Here is a 26,713-nt window from a genome sequence, read left to right on the forward strand (position 1 = left end):
AGTCTACTTCAATGTGATGTGAAACAGGTTTTTGAAAGAGGAGCATGTCCCAAACCTTGTAGTTCATCGAATACTTTCTATAAGTATTTGAAATTTTGAAGTATATTCCTACATTTGCTTTTTAACCTACAAAACCCCCGACAAAATGAAAACGTCCCAAATCTTTCTTTTTGCCCTGATGAGCTGTACCTCATTCGTTTTTTCACAATCCTACTCAGGCGTACTAACACATACAAATAGTTACTTTACTATGGAGCCTTTCAACGGTTCATACGATGATGGCTCCGCCGCTAGAATATTCTATGATGGCAATAACAAAAGAATCCGATTTTGGAATACCGATTCCGGAACCAGTTTTACCCATATCGACGTCGGCAATGTATATGCAACAGGAAACATAATCGCCACTGGAAATTTGGGAATAGGCACTACCACCCCAGGAGCTAAATTACATGTTAACAATGGAGATAACTCATACGGGACCATTTTGGCCAATGCTGATGAAAGCAGTTTTTCACTTTATGCCAAAACCTTGACGACTTCGCCCAATTTTGTTGAGTCCTTTCGATTGGGACTTAAATATGCTAGCCATGAAGATAATGGATATATCTCGTTTTATCGTGGAGGTGGAACAGGCGGCGGTTTTCTGGGACTATCCACCAGTGGATTAGAAAGGATAAGGATAGCATCCAACGGTGATGTGGGTATAGGCACCAGTGCTCCGGACGACAAGCTTACTGTAAAGGGCCGTATCCATGCCGAGGAGGTAAAGGTAGATCTTTCCGTTCCCGGACCGGACTATGTCTTTAAGGAGGGCTATGACTTGAAGTCCTTAAAAGAAGTACAGGAACACATCCGTGAAAATGGACATCTGCCCAACATTCCTTCCGCAGCGGAAATGGAGGAAAACGGAGTGGAATTGGGTATTATGAACATGAAGCTCTTGGAGAAGATAGAGGAACTCACCCTATACACCATTGCCCAGGAGAAAAGGATTCAACATCTTGAAAAAGAAAACGAAACCCTAAAGTCGATTACCAAAAGAATGGAAAAAATCGAGGAGTTGTTAAAAACCAAATAGTCCAGGGTCAAGACTAGCTTCTATTATTCTACCCTATCGATTTTAGGCCTGCAGATACTTATTCGGAATGTTTTGAGAGGTATAGTCAATGCCAAAGGCATGCCGTAGCAATTTGGATACGGTCCCCGAAATAACAGCTTCGCTCCGGTGCATTTGGGGCAACAGTCCCATCATCGCGTAGCTGATTGGATTGACGGCGGGAATCAAGGTTTCCCAATCATAATCCTGGCCCCAAATAAGCCCTTTGACGGTTATTCTTAAGTCGGCAGATTGGGACAGTAGAAAGTCCAACATCTCGGCAGACTGGTTAAGGTTCTGGTTTACCGTATGAAAAATTGGCGTTTGCCCTCCGAAACCATTGGTGTCAATTCCAGCTTGCGCGTTGACATCCGCCCCATTTTTTACCAAGATTTCCGCACAGGCCACATGATTGAATTCGGCGCAGATGTGCAACAAAGTCACTTCAAATAACGGGGTGTAAGCACACTTTAGGGTATGTCTTTTATGTACGATTTTGGGATGGTCCGTAATAAGTGCCTGAAGTGTATCCGGGTCGTCTAAAAGAATGGACAACAAAGCTTTATCCTCAAATTCGAGTCCGAATTCCACGAATACCCGTACACATTCCTTAAATTTTGGACCGCGCAGATATTCACTGGTCAATTCATTAATCAAGAGCTCTCCTTTGTAGGTATCGTTGGGGCTTATTCCATTAAGGAAACAATTCCGTATTCCATCAACGGAATGAAGCTCTATTTGATACACGATTTCCTGTAAATAGTCCATTGGATTAAAAATACAAAAAGCTAGTTATTCAATAGGATACACCAATAATTTTGTATTTGGAATCGTATCCGATTCAACAAAATGGAACGTTTCCTGATTTAAATATTGAAGATTGGAATTTGCAATGACCACCGCATCATTTCCCACAAGGCAAAACGTGAGGGGCACATCCAATTTTGGTGTATGGGCATCCAAGACTTCAACATCTACAACTTTTTCCCGAGTTTGATCAAGAATTAATTTTCTAAAGTTAAAGGTGTTGGCCCTAACCCCATTTTGGATGGCATAGAGGTGACCTTTGTAAAATTCCAAGCCGTCTATTCCTTGGGACATACCCAAGGTGTCCGGTTCGTTCAATATTCTTTTTGTGGCAATATCGAGTGTCCTGACACCCTTTGAAAACGACGCGATATACAATTTAGTATTGTCCTCCGAAACGGTAATTCCATTGGGAAATTCAATTTCGGATGATCGGTAAAAGAGTTCTAAAGAATCGCTTTCATGTTTTAGTAGATAAATGGATGAATCCTTGGAGTCCGTGAGGTATAGATTTCCTTTGGCATCTTGGATGAGGTCATTCAGGAAATGTTCTCCCTTATCGGTTATATCATATCTTTTCAAAAGTTTCTTGGTATGGATATCGAAGGTAAACAAGGATGAAAGGGAATCCTTGTACCTATAGTATCCTCCAATGGCGTGTAGCAGATTTCGTCTGTCATCCACATAAATCCCGACTCCCGGGGTATACCCAAATTCATGTTCCCCAATAAAGTCCTTTTGTTTTCCGGATTTTCTATCTACTTCCACTATTTTGGATTTGGCCACGCTCGTGAGGTAAAAGGCATCCTTCTTTTTTGAATAATCGATTCCCTCGGGCACCAAATCCTTTTCATTTAGGACATATTCCGTCAGTGTTCTTGAGTTGCACCCTAGAATTAGGAGTATGAGTATTATGACTATTCTATATTTCATTTTTTAGATCAATGGAAGTCAACGTTTAAGGAAATTAAAACGGCAAAAGTCTATACCACATAAAGAACAATAGCGACAACGATTAGGATAACCAAGGCAAGGAAAAGGAATTCTTTCCGTCTCTTGGATTTGGCCTCTCTTCTAATGGTATCGACTACCTCCCTTACTTGTGATTCTGGAAATTCTTGAAACGAAGCTTTATTCTCTTCAGGGATTTCAGTGTAAATCGAATCCCTGTTATCTCCCTTGAATTTTTGACGGTTGGATGGCCGCAAAGACCTATTCTGCCGTATTCGCTTTATCATGTCCAATACGTGGCCTGCGGAACTCATATGTCAAATGTTTGCTTATGGAAATGTTTTATCAATAATCTTGATATTGAATACTACTAAGATAGTGGATTCTTGGGTTTTACAAGACGGACACCTATAAACCATATGGGACAAGAGGAGTTAGAAAACCGAAGCAAATCCCCATATCAAAGAAAATAGCCCGTCGAAACTTGGAACTACATAGTTTACGTAAGTAGGGAAATACGTTGTTTTCAAAAATCTTTCACATAGCTGTGCTTTAACAGCTAGCCCTAAAAAGCTGGATAATGTACTAACAGGACCAAGTTGTATTAGCGAAATTATTGTGGATAAAAATAAAAAAATTCAAGGTTGCTGAACAAGATTTCATAATCTTCTCCCCTGAATTTAGCTTCTAGGAATTCATTTTGCGAGTACGGTCCAACATGTAGATAACTATATTCATATGTCAGCCCAGAAACGTCCATATCTGGATACCCGTTCAATATTTCCTCCGGAATGTCCCCTATAACAGAGGACGACGTAAATGATGAAAACACTTTCCATTCAATCCTTCTGTTATTACCGAAGCTACGAGGTTCAAGGTTGCTCCAACGGATTTCTTTTCTCTTATAATCCAAATCTGTAGATATCTCAAATCCCTTGATTTCCGGATTATCTACATTAAAAAGAGGTCGCTGGGGGACGATCAGATTATCGGGCAGTTCAGTTCCGAAATAATTGAATGTGTAGCCAAAGTCCTGTTGTCTATTTGAGAATAACATCCTATAAGCTTCAAATTCATTTCCGGGATGGCCCAATTCAAAGGAACGACTGATATCTTCGCCTGTTTCGCCATAAAATATATAGAGTTCATAGCCAGGTACTGGAATGGCCGGTGTTGTGGAATAACCATTTAGAACTAACGATATTTCAGACGAGCCTAGCAGCTCCACATTGATATGTTATCCGAATTCGGAGAATTCATCATAGCCCAGATCATATTCCTGTGATTGTTGGGCACCTTCAAGGTAATAATATCTGGTATCGCCAAGACCGTTCACTAAAGTGATGTAATAATCATTGTCCTCAAATAACTCGGCCCGTTTTTCGTAGCGCCAGCCCTCCCCGGGAGTTATGGAAGGAAAGTACGCTCCGTTCCCGTTGCCATTTGCTGATTCGTTGGAGACATGAAACATTGATAGAGCTTGCGGTATTCCTGAAACCGAAATTCTAAAATTTCCCGTTGATTCTGGTCTAGGACCACCTTGGTTGGGGGAGGATGGTGGCGCAAAGATCCAACTACTCCCTTTGACCACCTCGGTATGGGAATTAATGAAGTATGGAGAGCTGGAGGTCAATGTGGAAAATCGGATATCCGTAACCGTGAATTCATCCAAATCACTTGTCCTGGGTATCTCAAAACGTATGGTGTCGTTTTTCTCGAAAGATATGTAGTCCAGGATTTTTCCTTCCTTATCATGGGTCAATAGCCAATTGTCCGCATTATCCGTGGGGTAAAAATCGCTTATCACGGCCTCAAAATAAACCTCCATCTCAGGCTCCTGTGTTTCATCGGGATCAGGAGTTTCATCAGGATTAGGATTCCCTGTTTCTTGGGCATCGGATTCCGGAGTCGGATTTTCGTCTTTTGAACAATTGAAGAGAAACAGGCATAGTAGAAGGGCAATGCCCAATTGGGGAACTTTCATGGGAGAATAGTTAGTCATTAATCGAAAACAAAGGTAATATTAAAGAGCATTTGCATATCTGAATATTGGTCAAAATCCCTTAAAACCGGGATAAAAAGAAGAGTTAGGCTCTGAAATAACTTCCGACTTATTGATTGAACTAGATTCAGGAACTGGCACCTATATACATTGTCTTCAAAAAACATTTTTAATAATTAATGTAAATCCATGATTTAAAGCAATATAAAAGTTTGCAAACGACTACAAACGTTTACAAACGAAAGTAATTATTTCCCAACCGAATCTTTTTTCAATACGGTTCTAAGTTTGCTTTGTCGAATCAGGGAGGTTCGATGGCATTAACTGTTTCATCTTAAAAATTAGTAATTATGAACGCATTGAAAAACAAAGTACAGTTGATTGGAAACTTGGGACAAGATCCCGAAATCGTAAACTTGGAAAATGGGAGCAAACTGGCCAAATTTTCCATTGCCACCAGCGAAAACTATAAAAACGCACAGGGCGAAAAAGTAGAGGACACCCAATGGCATAATATTGTGGCCTGGGGCAAGACCGCCGAGATTGTGGGGAACTACCTTACCAAAGGAAAGCAAGTGGCCGTGGAGGGAAAATTGGTACATCGCTCATATGAGACCAAGGAAGGGGAGAAGCGGTACATCACCGAAGTGCGGTGCAACGAGTTGTTAATGTTGGGGAAATAGCGCTCACAAAAACGTATTCGCGAGGAGCATGGCGACGAAGCGATCTGTCAATTTTTAACATGGATTAGGTGGATTGCTTCGCTTTGCTCGCAATAAGGTCCAGCATGAAAATATCACACATTTATATTACATCCAATAAAAACCGAACGGTGCTTTATGTAGGGGTTACCACTAATTTGGTACGAAGGATATATCAACATAAAACAAAATATTATAAAGGATTTACCGCACGATATAATTGTGACAAATTAGTCTATTTTGAAGAGTTCACAGATATTAAAAAGGCGATGGCGAGAGAAAAACAGTTAAAATCAGGAAATAGACAACGAAAGGAAAACTTGATTAATTCGATGAATCCTGAATGGAACGATTTGTCCGATGGATGGTTGTTCTATTTTGATTAGTTTTTACGAGAAACGAGTAGCTAAAGCGATTTGGAAACTCTGGACTTAGGTTGACAGTTTGCTTCGCTCTGCTCGAAAAAACGTATTCGCGAGGAGCGCAGTGACGAAGCGATTTGTCTGTTTAGAACACATGTTGGACGAATTGCTTCTACCGGTAACTATCGGCAGAAGCAATTGCGCTACGCATTACCCCCTTTTGTCAATAACCGAAACAGGCTTCCTTTGTAGTTTGGAGTGCCGCAGTTTTTGGATTTCCTGGGCCTCGCAAAACTCGATTTTGGGAGAAACGCGCAACTTGGACCTAAAATGGTCTTTTATGTCATGCAACAACACATCCGAAGCGTTCCGGGAAGCAATCTTAATTCCTATTTCATCGGTACCAATACTGTTGTGGTAAATCTCAATAACGTAGCTTTCTACCTCCTGGAAATCGTTCAGTAGATTATCCATAGCTGGAGGATACAATGTGGTGCCCTTGTATTTGATCATTTGTTTTTTTCGCCCTACCACAGGCCCCAAACGCAAGGTGTTTCTTCCGCAATCACAAGGTGAATCATGGGCCACCATAATGTCCCCGGTCTTAAACCGTACCAAAGGCATGGCCTCTACACCAAGTGTGGTGATCGTCAGTTCCCCCTCGATTCCGGGAGGTAACGGCCGATTGTTCTCGTCAAGAATTTCCACGATGATCAGTTCCGGATGATGATGCCCGCCCCGTTGTTCGCTACATTCCGTAAATGCCGTACTCATTTCCGTGGAGGCATAGGTAGAATAGAGTTCGATATCCCAAGCCGATTTTATCTTATTGGCCAGGACATTCAATGAAAAATCCTGATTCCGTAGCGATTCCCCGATGCAGATGGCCCCTTTGATTCCGGAGGCATTCACATCAATATCATGCTGATCCGCATATTGGATGAGTTTCAACAAAAATGAGGGTACCACGATCAAATATGTGGGCCTGAATTTTAGTATGGTATCCCATTGCAATTCCGGAATACCGGCACCCACGCGAATAATACCGGCACCTAATTTACGTGCTCCCAAAAAATAGGCCATCCCGGCCATAAAACGACGATCTATAGTCGTGGTCAATTGTAGAATATCATCTTCGGTAACACCCGCACAGGCAAAAGAAATGGCCTCATTGTAGGCCAAACGATCCAAATCGGCATCCGTGAGGCCTATGGTCACCGGTTCACCCAAAGTACCGGAAGTGGTCACAAAATCTACAATCTTGTTTTTAGGGACGCAGATAAAATCATCATTGTGGTTCTGAAGTTGTTCCTTGGTGGTGACGGGAATTTTGGTTAAGTCTTCGAGCGTTCGTATAGATTTGATGTCAATGGAATGCTCCTTGAACAATCGTTGGTAGTAGGGGGATTTTTCCTGAACATAGCTCAGAACTTCTTTCATTTTTTCTTCTTGAAACACCTTAATTTCCTCAAGGGAAGCCTTTTCTATTTCTGCAATCATAAATGCAATCTACGTTTTATTTTTTTTATGTACCGTATTACATTTTCTTTATCCGGAACTGTGGTAATCTCTTTGGTCAAGGCCTGTTCAAAGGCTTTTAGGGCCGCAGTATAATAACCCCGACCATACTGATATCTTCCCACCAAATAATGAGCCTCCCAATACTCAGGGTTATGGTATTGCAATTCTTTGAGCAGGCTTTGTTCCAAATGCCCGTCACTGGTAATAGCCATTACCACCTTATTTTTTAACCTACGATATTCCTGGTAGTTTTGATATGCCCGGGAATATTGAAAAGGATCTTCGGGAATGGTAAGGTTTTTTTCTGCCAAGGTTACTTTTTGGGGATCGTTTACAATAGTTTTAAATACGGTATTTAAATCATAGGCAACAAATTCGCCCAACTGGTAGGGATTGCTACTCACCCAAACCAAAAGTTCTTCCGGTTTAAATACAATACCATGGTGGGCCAATAATTGGTTAAGTGCCTTTTCATTGCCGTACCCGATTTCCTTTCCGTTCAATCCCTGTTTGTCCCTAAGGATATCCACTGCGGACTGAACCGTGGTTTTATCGGTTTGCACCAATAGTTCCTCCATACGGTCATACCGATATTGGGAATGGCTCTCCAGAATGTGCCTTTGGTTTTTCTTATCTGCTGTATAAGCAGCACTCTGAAAATGGTTGGAACAAATAAGCTGATCGGTATTCTGGACCTCGTACACGCCAAAATTTTTAGGCGATACTTCAATGACTGCTGCTTTTTTGTCCTTTGCGCTGCCCACAAAAATAGATTCCGAAACAAAGACTTCGCGTTTCCGGGCTATGGCCACCGCTTCTTCTATGGTAGCAGCATATTGGAGGATTTCCCGGGTTACCAGGGAAATAGGGGTTTTAGCCACTAGAGGAAACTTCGATTTTCCAGCATTGATGGTTACGGTCAGTCCTTGGTCGTTCATTCCGGAGACTACCCCGATCATACCGCCCCAGGTAACGGACATGAATTTATGACCCTCGTCCGGGTTAACAAAGGCAATGATTTTTTCCTCGGCAAAATCATCCCCTGCATAAAAATCGAAATTCCGTCCAATAATAAGCTGACCATCCTCTGTTTGGTCTCCCCATACGGCAAAGGAGGAACAACCTACCAAGGCCAAGTCCTGTAGCGCATGACCGATATCATGGGCCCCGTGTAGGTAAAGTATACGGGGATAGGCATCCGCAATGTGGGCATAGGTATCCGAAGCATATTTGGATATACCATAAATTTCGGTTTTATACTCTTCTTGTATATTGAGGTACATTTTACGATTGAACCATGCCAAAAACTTGCGCAATAGATATTGTTTGGTATTCGATGGCACTAGCTCGTCCACCTTGGTCAATAACGCTTCTTCCTGTTTATGAAATAGCTCTTGGGTAAGGCTACCCGTTGTAAGCCCTAATTCCAGTGGATTTCCCTCAATATATAGTTCCCAAAGGCCATATTCATTTTTGGTCAAATAGCCCTTTTCGGAAAAAAAGGTAGAATCCGACACGTGTATCCGCTCCGGGGCCTTTGCTTCATATTGACCGATATCGGGCAAGTCTTTTAGGGACTTGGAAACGCCACAGGATGTTAATAGGAGTAAAAAGAGTAGGGGATATACGCTCCGTATGTAGCCTCGACCTTGCATTAGACTACTGATTTCCCGTATTTTTTATTAACGCGACGCACCATTTTGTTTTCTTTATAGTCCACCCACTTTTGCCCCATGGTCCTGCGCATGATATTTTCAAAATTTCGCATGAACAATACATTGGAAGCTGTCTTTAGCAAACGTTGGGGTTTGGTGGGCAATGCCCGCAAAGTAATGGAAAACCCCCCAGTGGTATATTTAATATAATGCCAATAACCACTGGGCATATAGAGAGCATCCCCATGTTTCATTTCGGCATGAATACCTTGAACGTTTTGTAGTGCCGGATATTTTTCAAAATCGGGATTGTCCATATCAATGGTCTCTAGATTATGGACCGAATAGGGTACCCGATACAGATATTTGGTCTGTTCCGGGGTAAATAGGGTAACACTTTTGGTACCATGAAAATGTACATGCACCAGGTCTGCAAGATCCATATCATAATGGGCCAGTACCTTTGAACCCTCACCCCCAAAGAACATTACCGGCAAACGTTTAAAAAACTTCAACCCTAAATCTGGATACTCAAAGTCCTTTGCCAACTCGGGCATGCTATCCAGGATGTTATAGAAAAATATTCGAAGATCGGTCGGTTCATTTTTTAATAACTCCAAGTAATCGTACAATTTCATTTCGGTGGCCGGAGCAGCCGAGTTTTGTTTGCCTTTTGTAGGTTTACTGTCGTAAAGTGGTACCACTTGGTCACTGGACCGTTGCTGAATATAGTCCAAGTTCCATTTTTTATAGGCAGGCCAATCTTTTGTTAGGCCCTCTATTAAGACAGGCCGTTGTGGATCATAGTAGTTTTCTAGGAAATCCTTTTTGGAAATATTCTTGACCCTGCTGACCGGGGCTGTCTTAAATTTTCCCATTATATACTTATTTTAGCGGTCGTACTCTCTTTTTCTTGTTCTAAAATCCTATTCAACAAATAGTCCCTTCCCAAAATTTCGGAGCAAGTGACTACCCCACTTATCGTTACTCCCAAAATACCGTGCATGTTAAGACTTTGCCCGGTAAAGAATAGATTCCCGATTTTAGTCCTTGGCGCAATAAAGGATTTTAAAGGATAGTTTACATCTTTAACATACCCGTACATAGCCCCTTGATTACTACCAATATAATCACGATAAGACAGGGGAGTAGAAGTATAAATGGATTGAATACATTCCCGTATGTTGGGAAACTTTTTTTCCAGTTCATTAAGGAATTTTTCGGTTTTGGCTTCCTTAAACTCTGCATACGTCTGTCCGCGGTCATTCTTTTTGGCCACGGTATTGAATGTATTTTCCCAAGATTTCACCTCATCGAATCGCATATAGGTTATTACGGTCATTTGATCCGCCCAACCATCCGTGGCTTTACTGACCCCCATACTTACCATATAGCTTTCAGGCCAACTATCTTCTGAATATTGATGCCCTTCCCAAACTTTTGACGGATCTTTAAAATGATAGTAATTGTAATTCAAATATTTGAATGATTTCGGTTTGAGGACCAAGTGCAGGCTGAACGCGGAGATGGTACTTTCTATTTGTTCTATCCGATTTGAATATGATTTTCTGAACTTGTCCTCACCCACCAGTTTTAAGGTGCGCTTGGGTTCAATATTCGAAATGAAGAGGTCTCCTTTTATTTGTTTGCCGTTGGCAACTTCGGCATAGACCAATTTTTTTCCTTCATGTCCAAATTTTATCACTTCATGGTGCTTATAGGCCTCCCCTCCATTTTCCTTAAGCCGTCTGATCAACAATTTGGTAATCTGGCTACCACCATTTATACAACGATATGAACTTTCTATATAGGAGTTCACGGAAAGCGCATGTACATAAAACGGAGTCTTGTCCGGTTCTCCGGCGTACAGTAGATTGGATCCTGCCAGTACGGCCCTTAATTTCGAATTACCGATCAGGGAATCGATACGGGCTTTGGCCGGAGTTCGGAACATTTCCTCATCATCATAGTAGGGCTTGCCGTGGTTTAAATTGTACAAAGGGAATTTATTGCAGGTTTCCCTCAATTCCTTACAATACGCGGTAATACCTTCGGCCTCATTTGGAAATTGTGCAATCAGGGATTTCTCAAAATCCTGGTATCCCTGGGCATGAGGATATTCTTTGGGGTCATTATCAAAAGTAATGATGTCAAAACCATCATCCAACTTCTTTAGTTTAAGCTCGTCATAGATACCCAGATATTTGAAATAGCGATAGAGGTTTTGTCCTTCGGAAAGTCCTCCAAGGTAGTGTACTCCAGTATCAAAAATGGTTCTTTCGCGAACAAAGGTCTGTAGGTTGCCGCCGTATTGATTGTTCTTCTCCAGGACACAGACACTACGGCCTTCCCGGGCCAGAATATTAGCCGCCACCAATCCACCCATACCACTGCCGATGATCACTACATCATAATGCTCTTTCATCCTATCCTACCTTTTGGCTATGATAAAATTATCATTTTGAACGCTTATAGTAAAGCCGGCTTCCGTAATATTTTTTAAAGGAAGGTTCATCCCGTTCTTCAATAACAGTAAGATACCAATTTCATTTAATTCTTTTTGGATTCTTCCCCAATCCGTTGGATTTTGATCAAGTAGTAACACCTGGGCTTCCTTGGTCATAGCATCGGCAGGGATGGGAGCTACCCGAATATTCCGGCGATTATGGGTGATAAAACTATTTTGGACGATTTGCCGGGTCGTTTTGTCCTCGAGATAGACGTTAACTTTGCGATCTGTAGAATCCAGGGCAAGTAGAAAATCCAATTGACCATGGTCCTCGGAAAGATGAATGATCTTTGCTTTCTTTTCAAGAAGATTCAGAAGCTGCCCATAAACTGATGCACTTTTTTTCAGATCCTCCTGGACCTTTTTATATAGTTTTCTTCCCTTAAATCGGTACTGATCAAGAACGGATCTGTGGAAATAGGTTTCCAGCTCTATTTCCTTTCGAAAGGCAAAAAATTGATTTTTAAAATAGGTGCTTATATTTTTGGTACGTTGGCTATAGTTTACCCCAAAGTTTGAGTCCTTTAATGTGATTCTTGGGAGAATCTTAAGGGTAATACTACCGTCCCTAATGATAAAACTTCCTTTAGGTAGGACTTCGGAATTACCGTGGATGAGTACAGGAAGGATATCCAAACCCAATTTTTCGGCCAGATAGAAGGCCCCTTTATGAAAACGTCTTACTTTATTGGTATGAGATCGGGTGCCTTCGGGAAAGGCTATCAATGAAAATCCTTGGTCAACTTTTTTCCGGAGATAGTCCTCCCCCTTTTCCAATCCACTGGACACAGGATAGGCTCCGACCAGCTTGGCGGCACTTCCAAAAATAGGGGAATTGTAGACCCAATCGTTTACAAGGAATATAATCTTGGGATTCAACATTCCAATGGCCAAAATATCCAGGAATGAGGTGTGATTGGCAATGATCGTAGCTGGTTTCTCAAAAGTTTCATGGTGCGGATCAATTACCTTTTTGCTTACAAAAGGATTGGTGTAGAGCACGGATTTCATCAGCAGGGATACTGCCTTATGGAATCCCAATTGTTTTTTCTCCCTACTTTTTGGAAAGAGTGTCAATACAATAGCGGCATATAGGGAAAATACAAGCCCGCCCAAACCAAAATATCCAAAAGAAAGTGAGGAGTGTATCAGGTATCTTAGGGAGATGGGTCTTTTTTCCCTACTTCCAATAAATAAACGAAAGATCATAGGTTGCACAGTGAAAGCGACCAAAACCGCGGAGAGAATACCGATCAAAGAAACCACGGAAATGGTATACAACGCAGGATGCTTGGCAAAAATAAGTACGCCTACACCTAAAATGGTAGTAACCACGGAAAGGATAATCGAAGTTCTATGGGTAGATAAGGCTTTTTCGCCGGTACGATACTCCGTTAACAGACCATTGGTCATGAAAATGCTATAATCCACGCCCAACCCAAAAATAAAAGTAGAGATGATAATGTTGAAAATATTGAATTCCAGTTGCAATAGCCCCATGATACCGATGGTCAAAAACCAAGTAAGAAAAATGGGAATACTGGTCACCAAGGTAAGCGAGAGGCTTCTAAAGAACAACAACAATAGTAGTAGAATCACCAATACCGAATATCCAATGAGCCTGTTGAAGTCATTTTTGAGATTGCCCAAAAAGGTTTCGTTCATGCCTTGTCGATCGATTAAGACAGTTCGAGGATTTTTAGCAAAGGTTTCACGGACATGTCCAATCTGGGAAGAATCTATCTTAACCAACGAACTTACGGTTGTAAACCCATCTTTTGTGGATAGGTAATCATCTACCGAAAAGGAGTTCACCAAATTATAATCCTTAACTTCCAACGTCTTAAAATCCGATTGTAGCAGCGCATAAAATCGATCAAAAGTTTTGGGTTTAAACCCGTATTCCCTACCTGCATCAATAAGGGAAGTGGTAACAAAGCCGATACTATCCTTCCAAAACTCCTTCCAAAGACCTATTTTTTTTTGCTGCTCACTTTTTGAATGGATGAGGGCGCCTATGGAACTGAACCCTAAAATCCGCTTCTCATCCTTAAGTCGATTTAACAAAGTGTAAACGCTATCACTGGATTGCAGTACTTCCTCCTTGGAATTCCCATAATTGGTAATGTAAAGAGATTTGGCTCCTAGGTCGGTCAAGGTTTCCAGATGTTTTCGGGCATGGATCAATGAGGGAGGTTCGTAGTTCAATTTGGCAATGTCCTTGTTGAAGGTCACCGATGCATAGGTGAAAATACTGATTATGAATAACCCAACCAGTGACCCGATAAGCCACTTGTTTTGTTGAAAGTTATAAGAGGCAATCGTATCCAGGACAGTTGTACTTTTCTGTTCGGTCGATTTCGCACTGTATGCCTGAGGAATAAAAAACAGGGCAAATACAGAAGCACCCAAAACGCTTACTGCGGCAAAAATGCCTAAATCCTGTAAGGCCTGGGATTCCAGAAATAGCAGGCACAAAAAAGCGGAGGCGGTAGTAAGACTACTCATTAAAATGGATGGGGCCACATCCGAATACAGCCTTTTGATGGAACCTTCGTTCCTAATATGCGTAAGGATATGTAGCGAATAGTCCAAAGTTACCCCAAGCAAGACGGCACCTATACCCAGGGAAATGGCAGAAATCTCCTTTCGGATGAAATAAAGCAGGGCCACGGACAGCAACCCACCAAAAATAGTCGGCAAAAAGAGAATAATGGGCAAGGTCAATTTGCGGTAAAAGAAAATCAAAAGGATAAGCAAGAGCGTTAAGGCTATCCCGACCGTAAACTGAATATCCCGTTTAATTTGTTGTGCATTGGCCACAGCAATCAAAGGGGCACCAAAATACTCACTCTTTACCTTAGAATGGAAAGCAAGGTTCAATTCTTCTTGTATTCGATACAATTCCTTGGCAAAGGGTTCATTTTCAGAAGTCTGATTGGAAGTATGGATAGGGGTAATAAATAGCAGGATATTTTGCTGGTCTTCACTCAAAAGAAATCCATCCTTGAGGGTAAATCCATCTGCGATTCCCAGTTGCCGTAACTTTTTGAGGGCCATATAGGACAATCCCAAAGGGTCGCGTAAAATATTCTTTTTGGCCACAATTCCCGATGGGGAAATAAGCATTTTGTAGTTTTCTTTGGTCAGGGCCGCAATACTATCTTTCTTAATTTTTTGTTGGATGGTAGTATAATCGGCTTTATCCAGAAACAGAGGCAGGTTTTCATAAACAAAATCCATGGTCCGTAACACTTCGTCATCAGCTACCTTCCCTTGGATATTTTTTATGTATCCTTGGGCATTATTCTGAAGACTGTCCAGAAATTGGGAAGCATATTGGGTGAGATCGTCAACGGAACCTTCACTATCCAGCTTTACATTTACGATAACCTTATCCGTAAATTGTAACGTTTTCAAAACCCTTTGGTAAGCCTCGTTCTCTGAATTTACAGGAATAAGCTTGGTGATATCCTCCTCAAATTTTATTTTGGCCACTATAGCCGACAGTCCTAGAAGAAACAGCAATACCACAATAAGTCCCAACCACTTTCGCCCCAAAAAGAATTGATATGTACGGTAGAAAAAACTATCCATTGTGAATGGCAATTTTTTTCCGGTCAAAAATGGACAAAAAGATATAGGCCAATAATCCTAAGGTCACGGCGGAGAGGGTAGATAACGTTAAACTACCTATGATGTAGGTCTGGAGGTTTTTGATGATTTCAAAATTTTCATCAACCTCATTAATGGAAAAGCTCAATTCCCTGCCGGTAACCCAAGCTCCGGTTTGGAGACTTAAATACAGTACAAAAGGAATAAAAGGGGGTAAACTGATATTGGAAAAAGCAAAAGCGATAACCTTGTTCAGTTTAAACAACAGGGCCAAAAAAATAACAATGACCGTATGAAAACCCCATAAAGGGCTAAGCCCTATAAAAATCCCCAACGCTATGGAAAATGCCTTTTTTCTTGGTGAATCCTGATTGTGCAAAAAGTCCTCGTAAAAAAAACGTTTAAACCCTTTTTTTTTAAGTCTTTGAAATAAATCGCGAGGTTTAATATAGACCAAGGCAACCAATACCAACCAAGTGTTCAGTACACTAATACGGGCAAAATCGATAATTGGTCTAAAATGGGAGACCCGTTCCGGGTCATCATATAGAATATTGACCGGGATATTTTTCACCGTTATCCCATTCCAAGCGGCCCTGACAATGACCTCTATCTCGAACTCGAATTTTGGGGTATAGAATTTCATATCCTTTATCGCTTCCAAAGGATAGAGGCGAAAGCCACACTGGGTATCCTTTAACCATGTACCGGTCTCCACCCAAAACCAAAAATTGGAAAACCGGTTTCCAAAACTGCTACGGCCTGGAACGTCTGATTGTTGCATATTTCTGGAACCTATAAACAAAACCTTTTTTGAGGGCTCTTGTTCAAGGGCCTTAATGAAAGCTGGAATATCCTCTGGAAAATGTTGGCCATCTGAATCTATGGTCAATGCAAAATTATACCCCAATGCCAGTGCTTTTTTGAATCCAGTTCTAAGCGCATGACCTTTCCCTTGGTTTTTGCCCAAATGTAGCTGTACTAACTGCGGATATGCCCTTAGTATTTCTTCGGTGGCATCCGTGGACCCATCATTAATAACTATGATATTTGGGGTATGGCACAATATGCCATCCAACACTTTTTTTAGGGTCTTACCATTATTATATGTGGGAACAACTACGCAACATTTTAGTTGCTGCATGGTCTCCGTTATAGATAGGATGGAAGCTGGCAAGGTAAATCCATTGAAAGCTTTCTGGCTTCAAAAAGCTAAATTCTAGGCAAAGATACGGATTACCTACCCGAAAACAATTGCTTTTCCGAAGCGTCAAAAATAGAAGATTGCACGGCGTAGTTTTTAACGAAATCCCGAATTTCCTCAGAGGATACGTTCGGAAAGTTGTGCAATAAAAACCCTTTGTCCTCTTCGATGTTTTCTTTGTATCCAACCACTTTGGGAGAGTTTTCCTGAACACTTAAGCGGATACATCGTATTTCTATGTTTTTGGGCTTTGTGGCTACCGCATATTCAATAAGCTCTGCCCCGGATTTAAAAAAATCCTTCTTATTTCGCAACCCTTGTGCATACTTCGCCTTAAGGGTAGATATTGCACCTTTGTAAGCTACCAGAACAGCGTCGTCCGTTTTGGATATGGGTGAAAGCTTTGTAAATAGCTCATTGGTAACCTGTTCACTTGCATTGGCTTTGGGATACGTCTTCCGGAGCTCGGAAATGTCAGTGGATGCTCCCCAAAGGGTCAAGGAACATATTAGGCCTACTACGAATTTCATTTAGTCTTGTATTTGGAAGGTAGCGCTCAGCTTCAATGCTAAGGTATCCTGAAATGTAGTCGTATTTTTTACCTTAACCTCTCTTTCGTTTATGGAAATATTTAAAATTAGTTGGAGTGTGTCATTTTCTTCCGGGTTTATAATCGCCATAAATTTGATATTGGAAGAAACCTTCAGAAAAAGCTGCTCCCCTGTAGCCTTTTCTGTAAGCTCTTTTATGATCTGTATCATACAAACCCCGGGCATCACGGGATTCCCTGGAAAATGACCCTTAAAGATCGGATGCTCCTTGTTTAAGTGTATGGTAACATTAGCCGTACCTTGGTCGTATTTATAATTCTTTATTACGTAAAGTCCTTCTATCAACATACTATCGCAAATCAAATTTGTACGCCACCCCAAACTGAAATACATTGTTCAGCGTATTTCCCTCTCCCCTGTAAAAATCGGACTCAAAATCTTCGTCAAATAAATCAATGTCCAGCAATCCTTGCTTATACCGGGCTTCCAAGATCAGCCCAAAATCAAACTCATACCCTATCCCAAAAAAGAAGGAGAGATCCAAAGGAGTAACATCTGAGTCATTAGTTTCATTGATAACATTGATAAGATTATTTTCAAAATCGAAATCCAAGCTAGGGCCCAAAATTAGATGAAGGCCCTGATTAGGTGCAACAAAAAACTTATTGACCACACCAAATGATAAATAATCGATATCCAAATCTTCGTTTGTACGGATGTTGGATTTGCCACCTTGTCTGGAATACATAATTTCTGGCTGTAGCGAATAATGCCTGGAAAAACGGAAATCGACAAAAACGGCAGCGTTGGGTCCAATTTTGTTGTCCAAAGTGGTATTGGAAATATTGGCACTATTGAATCCCAAACGAATCCCTGGTCTAATATTGGTTTGGGCAAAGGTTATCCCTGAAAACAAAAAGAGTAGTAACCCAAAGAATACTTTGTTCATCCTAAATAGCTTTTAGTTGTATGGACAGCTTTATATCGTGGTGCAAGATCTGAATATTTTTTGCAACCTCCGCATCAACAGCCGAAAATATAAAAGAGGCCTTTTTCTTTCCGTTCTTGGTTTGAACGATTTTCTTCAATTTCCGGTCTATGGTGTAATAGTAATTTTTCCCCTTGGCCATTTCGGTTTCAAAGATGAATCGGTCCTCGGATGTAAACCTATTTAGAACGGATGGATTCTCAGTAATCAATGTTCTGAAATCTTTCCTAAGCAGGTTGATGACTATTTTTTTGTTTATATCGCGAAGGACATGATTCACAATAAAGTCATCGTCCCTAAACGAAAAGTCAAAAATGGTATTTCCTAATTCCGTAGTAAATACTACCCTGTGGTGTCCTACTCCCAATTTTTTTACAACAAGGATGCCACTGAAATTTTTCTTGTATAAATCAATATCCGCCTTATATATATAATCCTTTTTTGGATTGGAAAAATAGGGACTTGTTATGGACCCATTGGATGTTTCCACAGATTGGAAATTATTGCGTTCCGGATAGGAAGCACAAGCCCAGATCAGAAAAAGGAGACTAATGGGCAAATACCGCATCGGGTAAGGATTGGTTTGTTTTTCGGTCCGTGAAAACGATACGGGTATAGTCATTGGAGGGCTCCAACATTTTTACTTCGGTCACTTCCCCATTCCCGTTAAATGTAATATGAAAGGCCTTGATAAATGAAGCAAAATCTTCGTCCTTGGGGGTAAAATGAACTTCACTATCACTTCCTTTTTTGAAGTAGTCGATATGAAATTCATCCGTATTGAATAAATCCCCTTTAATGCTGTTTGTAATTAGTTGATTGAGCCGTTTAAAGAGCTTGTTGGAACCGATGTCAACATTGCTTTTATTGCCTTCGTTGTTGATATAAAGGGTCTCCTCCTCAAAAATGACCGAATAGGCAAAGGGTTCCGTATATTCCCATTTAACCAAACTTGGGGCCTTAAAGGAGAGCTTGCCCAAAGATTCAATATCATTGGAAAGAAAGTCCATATGTTTGTACTGCCTAAAACTACTGGTAATGGTCTCGGTAGTATTGGCGGTCTTCTTTACCCTGGCCTCCAACGCTTGGGCATCCACGGCACTCATTTCGGACTGTGCGTATACGCTACATACGGTAAACCATAATAGGAAAATAAGGTTACGCATAAGCTTTGATGTTCAACAATTGGTCCACGGTGACCGATTGCAAATTTTTCTCCTGCAAAATTAGCAATAACCGTTCCAAAACAATAATAGTTTTAGGACTGGTATCATGGAACAGTAGGATGTCCCCTTTGGCAAGTTTATGGGTTGTCCGATGTAGTATAGTGTCATCGGAAAGAGGGGTAGTATCCAGGGAGCGGATGCTCCACCCAATGGATTGTAACCCCATGGCCTTAATGGACTTTTTAATATTGGGATTGGTTACGCCAAAAGCCGGACGGTACATTTGTATTTGCTTTCCCGTTATCTTGGCAAAGATGCCATTTGTTTTTTGAAGCTCTGCGATTACCTTTTTCGCACCAAAGAATCCGAACACTCGAGAATGTGAATAGGTATGGTTACCAATGGTATGTCCTTCCGTAAGAATTCTTTTGATTAATCCACTATGCCCCTCCATATGTTTTCCAATACAGAAAAAGGTGGCTTTGGCATTAAATTGTTTTAGGAGTTGGAGCACTTGGGGGGTGTATTCCGGATGTGGGCCATCATCAAAGGTGAGGGCTATTTGATTTTCAACAATACTTGGGTTGGAATTGTGAGATTTAAAGTGAAAATTCCATTGGATCAAAAAAGAACCCAATACGGTAAGGGTAAGAAAGATGCCTATAAGAATCCAATAGTAGAACGTAGGGATGTTATACATCCAGTCGCCTACCAAAAGAACGATTAAGGCAATCAGGAAAAACCGTTTTATGGATACAAATGTCAGCATCCCCGCAGTAAAACAAAACTGTGGTTCTCCCCACGGTATTGGTTGTAAAGGAACACGGTCCCAATTTTGGAGGGCTCCATTCCGTTCAACTTAATAGCTTCCGGAATGTGTTGGGTCCTTATCATTTTTGCGGCCATCCATGCGCCAAAGGAAGAGGCTGTATTGAACTCGCCGCATAAATGTTTGTAATAGGTCTGAGCCGTATTTTTAAAAAGTCCGTGGCCTAATGCCTCATAGTATTCATCGTAGTCAACATCGCCATTATTACCTAATATAACCACATCGATATCCGAAATTTCCAGACTATTTTCTTGTAGAAAAGACTCAAGGACATTCTGCAATTCCTGCTTGGAAAGACTATTGTAGGTGGCCACATCCAAGACCTGTGCAGAGGTATGGTCACTTTTTTCGCTTGAGAGTACAAAGAAACTGGCTCCTTCCCCAAAAACTGCCCCCTCGGTATTGGATTCCAAAAGTTCCTTTGAATTGATCGCATCAGCTTTAATATGGTTGACCAACTTATGTATTTTAATGTGATGATCGGCTAGTTCATCTACCCCACCCACCAGAATGTTTTGGGCCTCATCGTATTCCAATTGCAATTTGGCATCAAGTAGAGCAGATTCAAAGGAGATACTGGAATGTACATAGGTAAAATTATAGCCCTTACAACCCATACCTAGGGCTATCTGTCCCGCCACGGTATTATGGGTAGATTGGATAAACGAGGTAGGGGTTAGATATTCCTCGTTATCATCTATGATTTTGCTGACGAATTTTTCCGAATCCGCAATACAACCCAGTCCGGTACCTGTGATAATGGCATCTACATTTTCAAGACCGGCTTCCTGTAAGGCAATTTTTGAGGCGGCCACTCCCATTTTTATTCCTTTGGCCATTCTCCTTGCAGCAGCTGGGGGAATGAATTCCTTGTAGTTAGGGTCTATTGCTCGAATAACATTATCCGTATACTCAGTGATTTCATCCAGAAAGACCGAATTATCAAAAGTCCTTTGGGCCGATATGGAAGCAACGCTATTGATATAAACCGGTTTCATCTAGGCTTCTTTCGAAAATATAAGGGTTGAACAATTGCCGCCAAAGCCCAATGAATTGGATAGTACGGTATGCAGTTTCTTTTTCTTAAGCTCCGTCTGTGGCGTAAGGTGAAACTCTTGCATTTGATTTTTGAAATTGAGGTTAGGGAAAATCACATTATGCTGTAAGGCCAAAACGGAAAAGACCGCTTCCACGCCTCCTGCTGCTGCCAGCGTATGCCCGGTATAGGCCTTGGTAGAACTAAAGTCCGGTACAGTATCGCCAAAAACACGTAGTAAGGCCCTTCCTTCCGAAAGATCATTGTTGGGGGTGGCCGTCCCATGCGCATTGACATAATCAATTTCATTACTATTTGATCCTGCAACCTTCAATGCTTTTTGCATGGCCAAGGTAGCCCCATCCCCATGATCCGAGGAAGCGGTTTGGTGAAAGGCGTCGTTGGCATTTCCCCATCCTTTCACATAGGCCAGGACTTCCTTATTTTCCTTTCGTACCACCTCATCGGATTCCAGGACTAAATAAGCCGCTGCCTCACCCAGATTTAAACCCTTCCGGTTTTCATCAAAAGGGGTGTTGTACGTATCGGATTGTATCATTAGGGTCTTAAAGCCGTTCAAGGTGAATTTAGAAAGTCCGTCCGTCCCACCTACGATTACCCGGTCCAATTTCCCCGCTTTTAGCAAACGTGCCCCAAACAGTATGGCGTTCGCAGCTGAGGAACAGGCCGTACTGATGGTGGTCACCAAGCTACCATGGAGACCCAATTGCTCCGCTATTTTTTGAGTGGAATCCCCGGCATGATGACCCTCAATATATTTTTGTACCTCCTTATTTTCGAAGTACTCATAATAGTATTGCTCGGTCTTATCCATACCACCCACGGTAGTGGCGGATACCAAGCCCGTTTTATATGAATTTATCTGGGTAATGTTCGCGTTTGAAACGGCTTGTTTGGCCGCAAATGCTCCCAATAAGGCACTCCGGGAATAGTTGTGGGTTGCGTTAAGCTCCAGAAATTGCTCCAACTCTTTATTGGTGAAATCAATTTCACCCACCATTAAGGCATCCTTGTGGACTGTATCGATTTTTGAAATTCTTGAGATTCCCTTATTGCCCTCAATTAAGGATCTGTAATTTTCCTCCACATTGTTCCCAATGGCAGAAATGATTCCCATACCAGTTATGGCGATGCCCTTGCCCATATTCTTTAACTGAAAACGCTTTGTTACGAATGTACAAAAAACGAAAGGTGAAGTGGGTAAATATTATTTGGTCTTGTGCTGTGTGATATAATCTGCCATGGTCCCGACGGATTCGAAGATTTTTTTCCCCTCCTTGGGGTCGGCCAATTTTATTCCGTAGTCTTTATCGAGCATTACAATAAGCTCCAATGCATCTATGGAGTCCAATCCCAGTCCATCCCCGAAAAGGGGATCGTTGTCCGCGATTTCATCCACAGAAACATCTTCTAGGTTTAGCTGCTCTATGATTTTTGACTTCAATTCTTCTTTCAATGCCTCCATATGGGTTTAAAATAATCGGGTTATTTCCTCAATACTATGCTCAATGGCCCCCTTTTTGTTCACTAGGTATAAAAAAGCCTCATAATCGGGGCCATCAAAATCTACCCAACCACATAGTACCTTTTCTGCTTTTTGCATATCCAATAAGCCGTTCGCATATGAGAACAGGTGGCTTGGATTAAATTCGTCAAAGATAAAAAAACTATTTTCAGAATAAAGTTTGTGCCGGATACTAATTTCCCCGATACAGATATTGGGAAGCGTGTATACAAAAATAGCCGGACTGGGATAATAAGTATCAGGGTCGCGAATGGATTCCCAATGCTTTCTGTCCGTATCCAGACTTGAGGCTCTATTGCTGAGTACAATGGCGATGTTCTCTTCGTTTTCGGGGAGAACACCTTCGTTTTTTAAGAGGATATCCGCCGCCAAAAACCCCAATTTGCTTAGATTGTCCATTTTGAAAAACTTGGAATAGTCCGTTTGGAAATATCGGTAGGCCGATTTTGCCAAGGATTTGAAATCTGGATGTTGCTCTTGATAAAGCGTAGTCCCGTTTAGTGAAATGGTATTATTCCGGATATGGCAATAGGAGGATATAAAATATTCTTTTTCCATCATTCCGATATCTTTTTAAAAACGATGGCCGTATTGGAACCTCCAAACCCTGATGATGTCTTTAGGAAGGTATCCATTGGTTTGGGCTCCGTTTTTTTAATGACGTTAATGGGTTGGGATACGCCTATTTCCTCAAATCCCTGGGAGGCAAAGAGCGTATTTTGGTGTAGGGAATGTATGCCTACAATTGTTTCCAGAAGACCCGAAGCACCCAAGGTGTGGCCAAAATAACCCTTAAGACTATTCAACGGAGTGTTTTGAAGGTTTAGCCGGTTGAAGGCGATGGCCTCCATTTCGTCGTTGAACAAGGTGGCCGTGCCATGTGCAGAAATAAAATCAATATCTTGAGTTTGCAATTTTGCTTCCTTCAAAGCAAGTTTTACACTACGATATAGACCTTCACCAGTCCTTGAGGGGCCGGAGATATGATTGGCGTCATTGCATGAGGCGTCTCCTAAGATGACTACGGATTCCTCGGCAAGGGCCGTATTGTCCTTTGTTATTAGCGCACTTGCTGCTACTTCGCCAATATTGATACCCGAACGGTTTTTATCATAGGGTCTACAAGGTTTGGCGCTTAAGGCCTGAAAGGCGTTAAAACCTGAAAGAGTAAACTTTGAGACCAAATCACCACCGGTAATAAACACATGATCAAAACAATCCTGTGCAATCATTTTTTTGGCGGTGGCAATGGCCAATAGACCTGAGACACATGCGTTGGAAAGGATTATAGGGCTGGTCTTAAAACCAAAAAAATCCTTTAGGACCTTCCCCAATTTGGCTAAATAAGCCCGTTCCTCGGGGAACGGGTTATCGTGGTCCAAAACATCTATATTGCCCTTTGTAGTGGAAACAATAAGCCCTACCCTGTCCGTTAATTCAATTTTGGATGCCTGGATTACATTTCCCAAGGAAACCAATAACATTTGCTCTAGGCGCGTATATTTTTCTTCTAGATTTGGTTCCTTAGCTATATTTGGTAATTTTCTGGTATCAACTATGGATGCGCAGATGGGTTGGTCTAATAGTTTTGGGTCACTTACCGTTTGAAGTCCTGAATAGCCATCCCTTATTTTCCGGACCACGGAGGGGCTGTCATAACCTAAGGAAGAAACAATAGTGTTATGTGATACATATACCTTACTCATCCAGCAACCCAACTTTTTTCTTCCATTCCAAAAAGAAGTCCGGGATGGTCAAGGACATTTCCCCGCCAAGCTCAACAAATACCTGAACCGTTTCCCCTGTACAGACCAGTTCATCCTCCGGATTATAAATTTCATATCGGAACATCATCTTGGCTGCCGGGGAATCTACATAGATAGTTTTGATCGTGGCGACGTCCCCGTAACTTAGAGGTAGTTTGTGTTCACTATTCGATTTCACTATGGGAGTGGAAAAATTATGCTCTTTCTGATCTAAATAGGATATCCCATGATGCCTTCCAAAAGCTTCTCTACCATCCTCAAAATATTGGATATAATTGCCATGCCAAACGATACCCAGAGGGTCGGTTTCAACAAACCGTACACGTATCCGGCTTGTGTAGCTGATTTCCTTCTTGGGTTTAGACCGCATTTTTTTGCTCATAATACACGATTGCGATTAGGGTACTCAAAATAAAAAATCCGAACAATAATGAAATCTCCGGAATTATTTCCGAGACCCCTACATTGCGCAAAAATACATCATAGAAGGCATTTAGTCCCCAATTCATAGGTGAGATGTTGGAAAGCAACTGCATAGTTGGGGGCATTACGAAAACCGGTACCCAAACGCCCCCCAATGCCGCCAATATGACCACCAAAGTGGCTCCAAAGGGTGCCGATTGTTCTTGGGATTTGGCAACGGTGCCTACCAACAACCCTAACCCAATAGCTGCCAGACCGGCAAAGAAGGCGGTAAGATACAATAAGGGCAACTTGCCAGAGACATCTAGTTGTGGTAGCCGAAGGAACGGAAATAAAAAAATGCCTATTAACAACATTAAGGAAAACTGAATCAGGCAAACCAATAAAAACACCAAGGTCTTGCCTCCCAAAACGGTTGCATAGGAAACCGGTTGGGTACGTAGACGTATAAAGGTACCCTGGTTTTTTTCCTTCACCATATTGATGGAAAGGGGAAGGATAATAAAAAAGATAGCAAAAAGAGTCCAAGCGGGAACATTATGTTGGGTAGAGTTTGGAATGGGATTCTTATTCCCTCCCGGGGCAATTTCGGCAAAAGTGATAAAACTTTCGGTATCAAAAATAATTTCCGAGTCATCCTCCGACAACTGTTCCCGAAATGCTTCATAAATGGTCTTAGTCTCAATTTTTGAAACCATTTTATCGATTCCATTTTTTATGGAACTTTTAAAGGACAATTGGGTGGCAGGGTCAAAATAAAGCCGGATTTCCTTGGGCTCAAATTTTAGGATCGTAGAGACCGAATCCTCTTCTAATCCAAATCTGGCCATGATACCATTTACATTGGCCGTCACCTTTTTATCCATGTCACTGGACAACCCTTTTGGGATGATTATGGCCAGTTGATAATCTCCTTTTTGTACAAGCTCAAGGGCCTCTGTTTCCGAGGATTTTTTGATGATTTCAAGGGAATTGCTTTTCGATAGGCTTTCGTGGATGCTTTTGGACACCGTTCCATTATCCTGGTCTACCATTAGAATAGGAATCTTAGTCTCCTTAACGGTCTTAAAGGTGCTGTCTTGTACCAAGGTAATAACCACTAACAGAATCAAAGGCATCAGGAAGAGAATGGCCAATCCGCCTAAATCCCGGATCAATAGCAAAAATTCCTTATATGTGGATGCCCAAAGCCTATGCATAGTCTCGTAATGCTTTTCCGGTTCGGGCCAGAAATACCTCTTCGAGATTATTGGCCTCCTCCTGTTCAACAACTAGATCTTGTGGTACTCCTTTACACACAACTTTCCCATGATCTATAATCGCCACCCGTGTACAGAAATGCTCGGCTTCATTAAGATGGTGTGAGGTATATATGATGGTTGTGCCTTGATCATTCAAATTTTTTAAATGCTCCAGAATAACACTTTTGGATTGTACATCTACCCCCACGGTAGGTTCGTCTAAAAATAATACTTTGGGATTATGTAGAATGCTGGCGATAAGATTAATGCGCCTTTTCATTCCTCCGGAAAAGGTACGTATCCTCTTATGGGCAAATTCATAAAGCCCCAGTGTTTTTAGATTAGATATAATATTTTTCTGGAGTGAATCGCCCTTTAGCCCATACATACTTCCAAAATAACGCAAGTTCTCAAAGGCGGTCAAAGAAGGATAGAGCGCATACTCTTGGGGAACGATGCCGATATGTTGTTTTAATTCATTTTTACTTTCTTGGAAATCCAGTCCGTTTATGGAAAAGGATCCGGAAGTTGGTTTTAGCAGCGAACTCAACATGGAAATCAAAGTGGTCTTGCCCGCGCCGTTTGGGCCCAATAAACCAAAAATTTCCTTTTCATGGATCGTAAGGCTTAAATCCTTGACCGCAAAAAAATCGGAGCCTTTATATTTTTTGGATAGTTGGTCGATTTGAATCATGGGCTATCATATTTCCAAAGGATCGGATGTGTTTCAGAAATTAAAAA

Annotated in this window: 28 protein-coding genes; 3 read left to right on the forward strand and 25 right to left on the reverse strand. The window is 41.5% G+C overall.

Going from position 1 to position 26,713, the window contains the following annotated elements:
* Positions 1-145: 145 nt before the first annotated feature.
* Positions 146-1,081, forward strand: coding sequence for a hypothetical protein (locus ACP2AF_RS06950; RefSeq protein ID WP_425235511.1), 936 nt, complete (start codon positions 146-148; stop codon positions 1,079-1,081).
* Positions 1,082-1,123: 42 nt separating this feature from the next.
* On the opposite strand, the gene ACP2AF_RS06955 is transcribed toward ACP2AF_RS06950, so the two are convergent.
* The 5 genes from ACP2AF_RS06955 to ACP2AF_RS06975 form a co-directional block, all read right to left on the reverse strand.
* Positions 1,124-1,867: an ankyrin repeat domain-containing protein gene (locus tag ACP2AF_RS06955; protein ID WP_425235512.1), complete on the reverse strand. Its 744-nt coding sequence runs from the start codon at positions 1,865-1,867 to the stop codon at positions 1,124-1,126.
* Between the two features lie 24 nt (positions 1,868-1,891).
* Positions 1,892-2,839: an SMP-30/gluconolactonase/LRE family protein gene (locus ACP2AF_RS06960; protein WP_425235513.1), complete on the reverse strand. Its 948-nt coding sequence runs from the start codon at positions 2,837-2,839 to the stop codon at positions 1,892-1,894.
* Positions 2,840-2,889: 50 nt separating this feature from the next.
* The gene (locus ACP2AF_RS06965; RefSeq protein ID WP_425235514.1) at positions 2,890-3,171 is read right to left on the reverse strand and encodes a hypothetical protein; all 282 of its coding nucleotides are present in this window, start codon (positions 3,169-3,171) and stop codon (positions 2,890-2,892) included.
* A gap of 299 nt (positions 3,172-3,470) precedes the next feature.
* Positions 3,471-4,085 carry a hypothetical protein gene (locus tag ACP2AF_RS06970; protein WP_425235515.1) on the reverse strand — a complete coding sequence of 205 codons (615 nt, stop codon included), beginning with the start codon at positions 4,083-4,085 and terminating at the stop codon, positions 3,471-3,473.
* Between the two features lie 9 nt (positions 4,086-4,094).
* Complete coding sequence (locus ACP2AF_RS06975) at positions 4,095-4,841, reverse strand: hypothetical protein (protein ID WP_425235516.1); 747 nt, start codon at positions 4,839-4,841, stop codon at positions 4,095-4,097.
* 368 nt (positions 4,842-5,209) lie between these two features.
* On the opposite strand from ACP2AF_RS06975, the gene ACP2AF_RS06980 reads away from it, so the two are divergent.
* On the forward strand, positions 5,210-5,542 hold the full coding sequence (locus ACP2AF_RS06980; protein ID WP_425235517.1) for a single-stranded DNA-binding protein: 333 nt from the start codon (positions 5,210-5,212) through the stop codon (positions 5,540-5,542).
* Between the two features lie 104 nt (positions 5,543-5,646).
* The gene (locus ACP2AF_RS06985) at positions 5,647-5,946 is read left to right on the forward strand and encodes a GIY-YIG nuclease family protein (protein WP_425235518.1); all 300 of its coding nucleotides are present in this window, start codon (positions 5,647-5,649) and stop codon (positions 5,944-5,946) included.
* Positions 5,947-6,132: 186 nt separating this feature from the next.
* Here the strand turns inward: ACP2AF_RS06985 and ACP2AF_RS06990 are convergent, their stop codons facing one another.
* The 20 genes from ACP2AF_RS06990 to ACP2AF_RS07085 form a co-directional block, all read right to left on the reverse strand.
* The gene (locus tag ACP2AF_RS06990) at positions 6,133-7,422 is read right to left on the reverse strand and encodes a phenylacetate--CoA ligase family protein (RefSeq protein WP_425235519.1); all 1,290 of its coding nucleotides are present in this window, start codon (positions 7,420-7,422) and stop codon (positions 6,133-6,135) included.
* Entirely contained in the window at positions 7,419-9,098 is a 1,680-nt protein-coding gene (locus ACP2AF_RS06995; RefSeq protein ID WP_425235520.1) for a C45 family autoproteolytic acyltransferase/hydolase, read from the reverse strand. Before ACP2AF_RS06995 ends, ACP2AF_RS06990 begins: the two co-directional genes overlap by 4 nt.
* Complete coding sequence (locus tag ACP2AF_RS07000) at positions 9,098-9,976, reverse strand: cupin-like domain-containing protein (protein WP_425235521.1); 879 nt, start codon at positions 9,974-9,976, stop codon at positions 9,098-9,100. The genes ACP2AF_RS06995 and ACP2AF_RS07000 overlap by 1 nt, the downstream gene beginning before the upstream one ends.
* On the reverse strand, positions 9,976-11,523 hold the full coding sequence (locus ACP2AF_RS07005; protein ID WP_425235522.1) for a phytoene desaturase family protein: 1,548 nt from the start codon (positions 11,521-11,523) through the stop codon (positions 9,976-9,978). The genes ACP2AF_RS07000 and ACP2AF_RS07005 overlap by 1 nt, the downstream gene beginning before the upstream one ends.
* 6 nt (positions 11,524-11,529) lie before the next feature.
* The gene (locus ACP2AF_RS07010) at positions 11,530-15,204 is read right to left on the reverse strand and encodes an MMPL family transporter (protein ID WP_425235523.1); all 3,675 of its coding nucleotides are present in this window, start codon (positions 15,202-15,204) and stop codon (positions 11,530-11,532) included.
* Entirely contained in the window at positions 15,197-16,366 is a 1,170-nt protein-coding gene (locus ACP2AF_RS07015) for a DUF2062 domain-containing protein (RefSeq protein WP_425235524.1), read from the reverse strand. The genes ACP2AF_RS07010 and ACP2AF_RS07015 overlap by 8 nt, the downstream gene beginning before the upstream one ends.
* A 92-nt stretch (positions 16,367-16,458) precedes the next feature.
* Positions 16,459-16,956 (reverse strand): hypothetical protein, encoded by a 498-nt coding sequence (locus ACP2AF_RS07020; protein ID WP_425235525.1) that lies wholly within the window; start codon positions 16,954-16,956, stop codon positions 16,459-16,461.
* Positions 16,957-17,325 carry a 3-hydroxyacyl-ACP dehydratase gene (locus ACP2AF_RS07025; protein ID WP_425235526.1) on the reverse strand — a complete coding sequence of 123 codons (369 nt, stop codon included), beginning with the start codon at positions 17,323-17,325 and terminating at the stop codon, positions 16,957-16,959.
* Position 17,326: 1 nt separating this feature from the next.
* A complete protein-coding gene (locus ACP2AF_RS07030; protein WP_425235527.1) occupies positions 17,327-17,926 on the reverse strand; it encodes a porin family protein in 600 nt (199 codons plus the stop codon).
* A gap of 1 nt (position 17,927) precedes the next feature.
* On the reverse strand, positions 17,928-18,533 hold the full coding sequence (locus ACP2AF_RS07035; RefSeq protein WP_425235528.1) for a hypothetical protein: 606 nt from the start codon (positions 18,531-18,533) through the stop codon (positions 17,928-17,930).
* Positions 18,514-19,131 carry a LolA family protein gene (locus tag ACP2AF_RS07040; RefSeq protein WP_425235529.1) on the reverse strand — a complete coding sequence of 206 codons (618 nt, stop codon included), beginning with the start codon at positions 19,129-19,131 and terminating at the stop codon, positions 18,514-18,516. Before ACP2AF_RS07040 ends, ACP2AF_RS07035 begins: the two co-directional genes overlap by 20 nt.
* Positions 19,124-19,900 (reverse strand): polysaccharide deacetylase family protein, encoded by a 777-nt coding sequence (locus ACP2AF_RS07045; RefSeq protein WP_425235530.1) that lies wholly within the window; start codon positions 19,898-19,900, stop codon positions 19,124-19,126. The genes ACP2AF_RS07040 and ACP2AF_RS07045 overlap by 8 nt, the downstream gene beginning before the upstream one ends.
* Entirely contained in the window at positions 19,894-20,958 is a 1,065-nt protein-coding gene (locus ACP2AF_RS07050) for a beta-ketoacyl synthase N-terminal-like domain-containing protein (RefSeq protein ID WP_425235531.1), read from the reverse strand. Before ACP2AF_RS07050 ends, ACP2AF_RS07045 begins: the two co-directional genes overlap by 7 nt.
* Positions 20,959-22,161, reverse strand: coding sequence for a beta-ketoacyl-[acyl-carrier-protein] synthase family protein (locus ACP2AF_RS07055; RefSeq protein WP_425235532.1), 1,203 nt, complete (start codon positions 22,159-22,161; stop codon positions 20,959-20,961). It abuts the gene before it with no gap.
* 63 nt (positions 22,162-22,224) lie between these two features.
* The gene (locus ACP2AF_RS07060) at positions 22,225-22,482 is read right to left on the reverse strand and encodes a phosphopantetheine-binding protein (RefSeq protein ID WP_425235533.1); all 258 of its coding nucleotides are present in this window, start codon (positions 22,480-22,482) and stop codon (positions 22,225-22,227) included.
* Positions 22,483-22,488: 6 nt separating this feature from the next.
* A complete protein-coding gene (locus ACP2AF_RS07065; protein ID WP_425235534.1) occupies positions 22,489-23,103 on the reverse strand; it encodes a 3-oxoacyl-ACP synthase in 615 nt (204 codons plus the stop codon).
* On the reverse strand, positions 23,100-24,248 hold the full coding sequence (locus tag ACP2AF_RS07070; RefSeq protein WP_425235535.1) for a beta-ketoacyl-[acyl-carrier-protein] synthase family protein: 1,149 nt from the start codon (positions 24,246-24,248) through the stop codon (positions 23,100-23,102). Before ACP2AF_RS07070 ends, ACP2AF_RS07065 begins: the two co-directional genes overlap by 4 nt.
* On the reverse strand, positions 24,241-24,690 hold the full coding sequence (locus ACP2AF_RS07075) for an acyl-CoA thioesterase (protein ID WP_425235536.1): 450 nt from the start codon (positions 24,688-24,690) through the stop codon (positions 24,241-24,243). Before ACP2AF_RS07075 ends, ACP2AF_RS07070 begins: the two co-directional genes overlap by 8 nt.
* Positions 24,668-25,930 (reverse strand): ABC transporter permease, encoded by a 1,263-nt coding sequence (locus tag ACP2AF_RS07080; protein WP_425235537.1) that lies wholly within the window; start codon positions 25,928-25,930, stop codon positions 24,668-24,670. Before ACP2AF_RS07080 ends, ACP2AF_RS07075 begins: the two co-directional genes overlap by 23 nt.
* Positions 25,923-26,666 (reverse strand): ABC transporter ATP-binding protein, encoded by a 744-nt coding sequence (locus ACP2AF_RS07085; protein WP_425235538.1) that lies wholly within the window; start codon positions 26,664-26,666, stop codon positions 25,923-25,925. Before ACP2AF_RS07085 ends, ACP2AF_RS07080 begins: the two co-directional genes overlap by 8 nt.
* Positions 26,667-26,713 lie beyond the last annotated feature (47 nt).

This window comes from Ulvibacterium sp. (assembly GCF_965248315.1).
GTDB lineage: Bacteria > Bacteroidota > Bacteroidia > Flavobacteriales > Flavobacteriaceae > Ulvibacterium.

Excerpts from the sequence above, each read along its gene's own strand:
- ACP2AF_RS07025 (WP_425235526.1), bottom strand. The coding sequence starts at position 17,325 with ATGTTGATAGAAGGACTTTACGTAATAAAGAATTATAAATACGACCAA.
- ACP2AF_RS07000 (WP_425235521.1), bottom strand. The coding sequence starts at position 9,976 with ATGGGAAAATTTAAGACAGCCCCGGTCAGCAGGGTCAAGAATATTTCC.
- ACP2AF_RS07050 (WP_425235531.1), bottom strand. The coding sequence starts at position 20,958 with ATGAAACCGGTTTATATCAATAGCGTTGCTTCCATATCGGCCCAAAGG.
- ACP2AF_RS06985 (WP_425235518.1), top strand. The coding sequence starts at position 5,647 with ATGAAAATATCACACATTTATATTACATCCAATAAAAACCGAACGGTG.
- ACP2AF_RS07055 (WP_425235532.1), bottom strand. The coding sequence starts at position 22,161 with ATGGGCAAGGGCATCGCCATAACTGGTATGGGAATCATTTCTGCCATT.
- ACP2AF_RS06955 (WP_425235512.1), bottom strand. The coding sequence starts at position 1,867 with ATGGACTATTTACAGGAAATCGTGTATCAAATAGAGCTTCATTCCGTT.
- ACP2AF_RS07085 (WP_425235538.1), bottom strand. The coding sequence starts at position 26,666 with ATGATTCAAATCGACCAACTATCCAAAAAATATAAAGGCTCCGATTTT.
- ACP2AF_RS07040 (WP_425235529.1), bottom strand. The coding sequence starts at position 19,131 with ATGCGTAACCTTATTTTCCTATTATGGTTTACCGTATGTAGCGTATAC.
- ACP2AF_RS07060 (WP_425235533.1), bottom strand. The coding sequence starts at position 22,482 with ATGGAGGCATTGAAAGAAGAATTGAAGTCAAAAATCATAGAGCAGCTA.
- ACP2AF_RS07020 (WP_425235525.1), bottom strand. The coding sequence starts at position 16,956 with ATGAAATTCGTAGTAGGCCTAATATGTTCCTTGACCCTTTGGGGAGCA.
- ACP2AF_RS06980 (WP_425235517.1), top strand. The coding sequence starts at position 5,210 with ATGAACGCATTGAAAAACAAAGTACAGTTGATTGGAAACTTGGGACAA.
- ACP2AF_RS07010 (WP_425235523.1), bottom strand. The coding sequence starts at position 15,204 with ATGGATAGTTTTTTCTACCGTACATATCAATTCTTTTTGGGGCGAAAG.
- ACP2AF_RS06965 (WP_425235514.1), bottom strand. The coding sequence starts at position 3,171 with ATGAGTTCCGCAGGCCACGTATTGGACATGATAAAGCGAATACGGCAG.
- ACP2AF_RS06995 (WP_425235520.1), bottom strand. The coding sequence starts at position 9,098 with ATGCAAGGTCGAGGCTACATACGGAGCGTATATCCCCTACTCTTTTTA.
- ACP2AF_RS07005 (WP_425235522.1), bottom strand. The coding sequence starts at position 11,523 with ATGAAAGAGCATTATGATGTAGTGATCATCGGCAGTGGTATGGGTGGA.
- ACP2AF_RS06960 (WP_425235513.1), bottom strand. The coding sequence starts at position 2,839 with ATGAAATATAGAATAGTCATAATACTCATACTCCTAATTCTAGGGTGC.
- ACP2AF_RS07065 (WP_425235534.1), bottom strand. The coding sequence starts at position 23,103 with ATGATGGAAAAAGAATATTTTATATCCTCCTATTGCCATATCCGGAAT.
- ACP2AF_RS07045 (WP_425235530.1), bottom strand. The coding sequence starts at position 19,900 with ATGCTGACATTTGTATCCATAAAACGGTTTTTCCTGATTGCCTTAATC.
- ACP2AF_RS07030 (WP_425235527.1), bottom strand. The coding sequence starts at position 17,926 with ATGAACAAAGTATTCTTTGGGTTACTACTCTTTTTGTTTTCAGGGATA.
- ACP2AF_RS06990 (WP_425235519.1), bottom strand. The coding sequence starts at position 7,422 with ATGATTGCAGAAATAGAAAAGGCTTCCCTTGAGGAAATTAAGGTGTTT.
- ACP2AF_RS07075 (WP_425235536.1), bottom strand. The coding sequence starts at position 24,690 with ATGAGCAAAAAAATGCGGTCTAAACCCAAGAAGGAAATCAGCTACACA.
- ACP2AF_RS06950 (WP_425235511.1), top strand. The coding sequence starts at position 146 with ATGAAAACGTCCCAAATCTTTCTTTTTGCCCTGATGAGCTGTACCTCA.
- ACP2AF_RS07035 (WP_425235528.1), bottom strand. The coding sequence starts at position 18,533 with ATGCGGTATTTGCCCATTAGTCTCCTTTTTCTGATCTGGGCTTGTGCT.
- ACP2AF_RS07070 (WP_425235535.1), bottom strand. The coding sequence starts at position 24,248 with ATGAGTAAGGTATATGTATCACATAACACTATTGTTTCTTCCTTAGGT.
- ACP2AF_RS06975 (WP_425235516.1), bottom strand. The coding sequence starts at position 4,841 with ATGAAAGTTCCCCAATTGGGCATTGCCCTTCTACTATGCCTGTTTCTC.
- ACP2AF_RS07015 (WP_425235524.1), bottom strand. The coding sequence starts at position 16,366 with ATGCAGCAACTAAAATGTTGCGTAGTTGTTCCCACATATAATAATGGT.
- ACP2AF_RS07080 (WP_425235537.1), bottom strand. The coding sequence starts at position 25,930 with ATGCATAGGCTTTGGGCATCCACATATAAGGAATTTTTGCTATTGATC.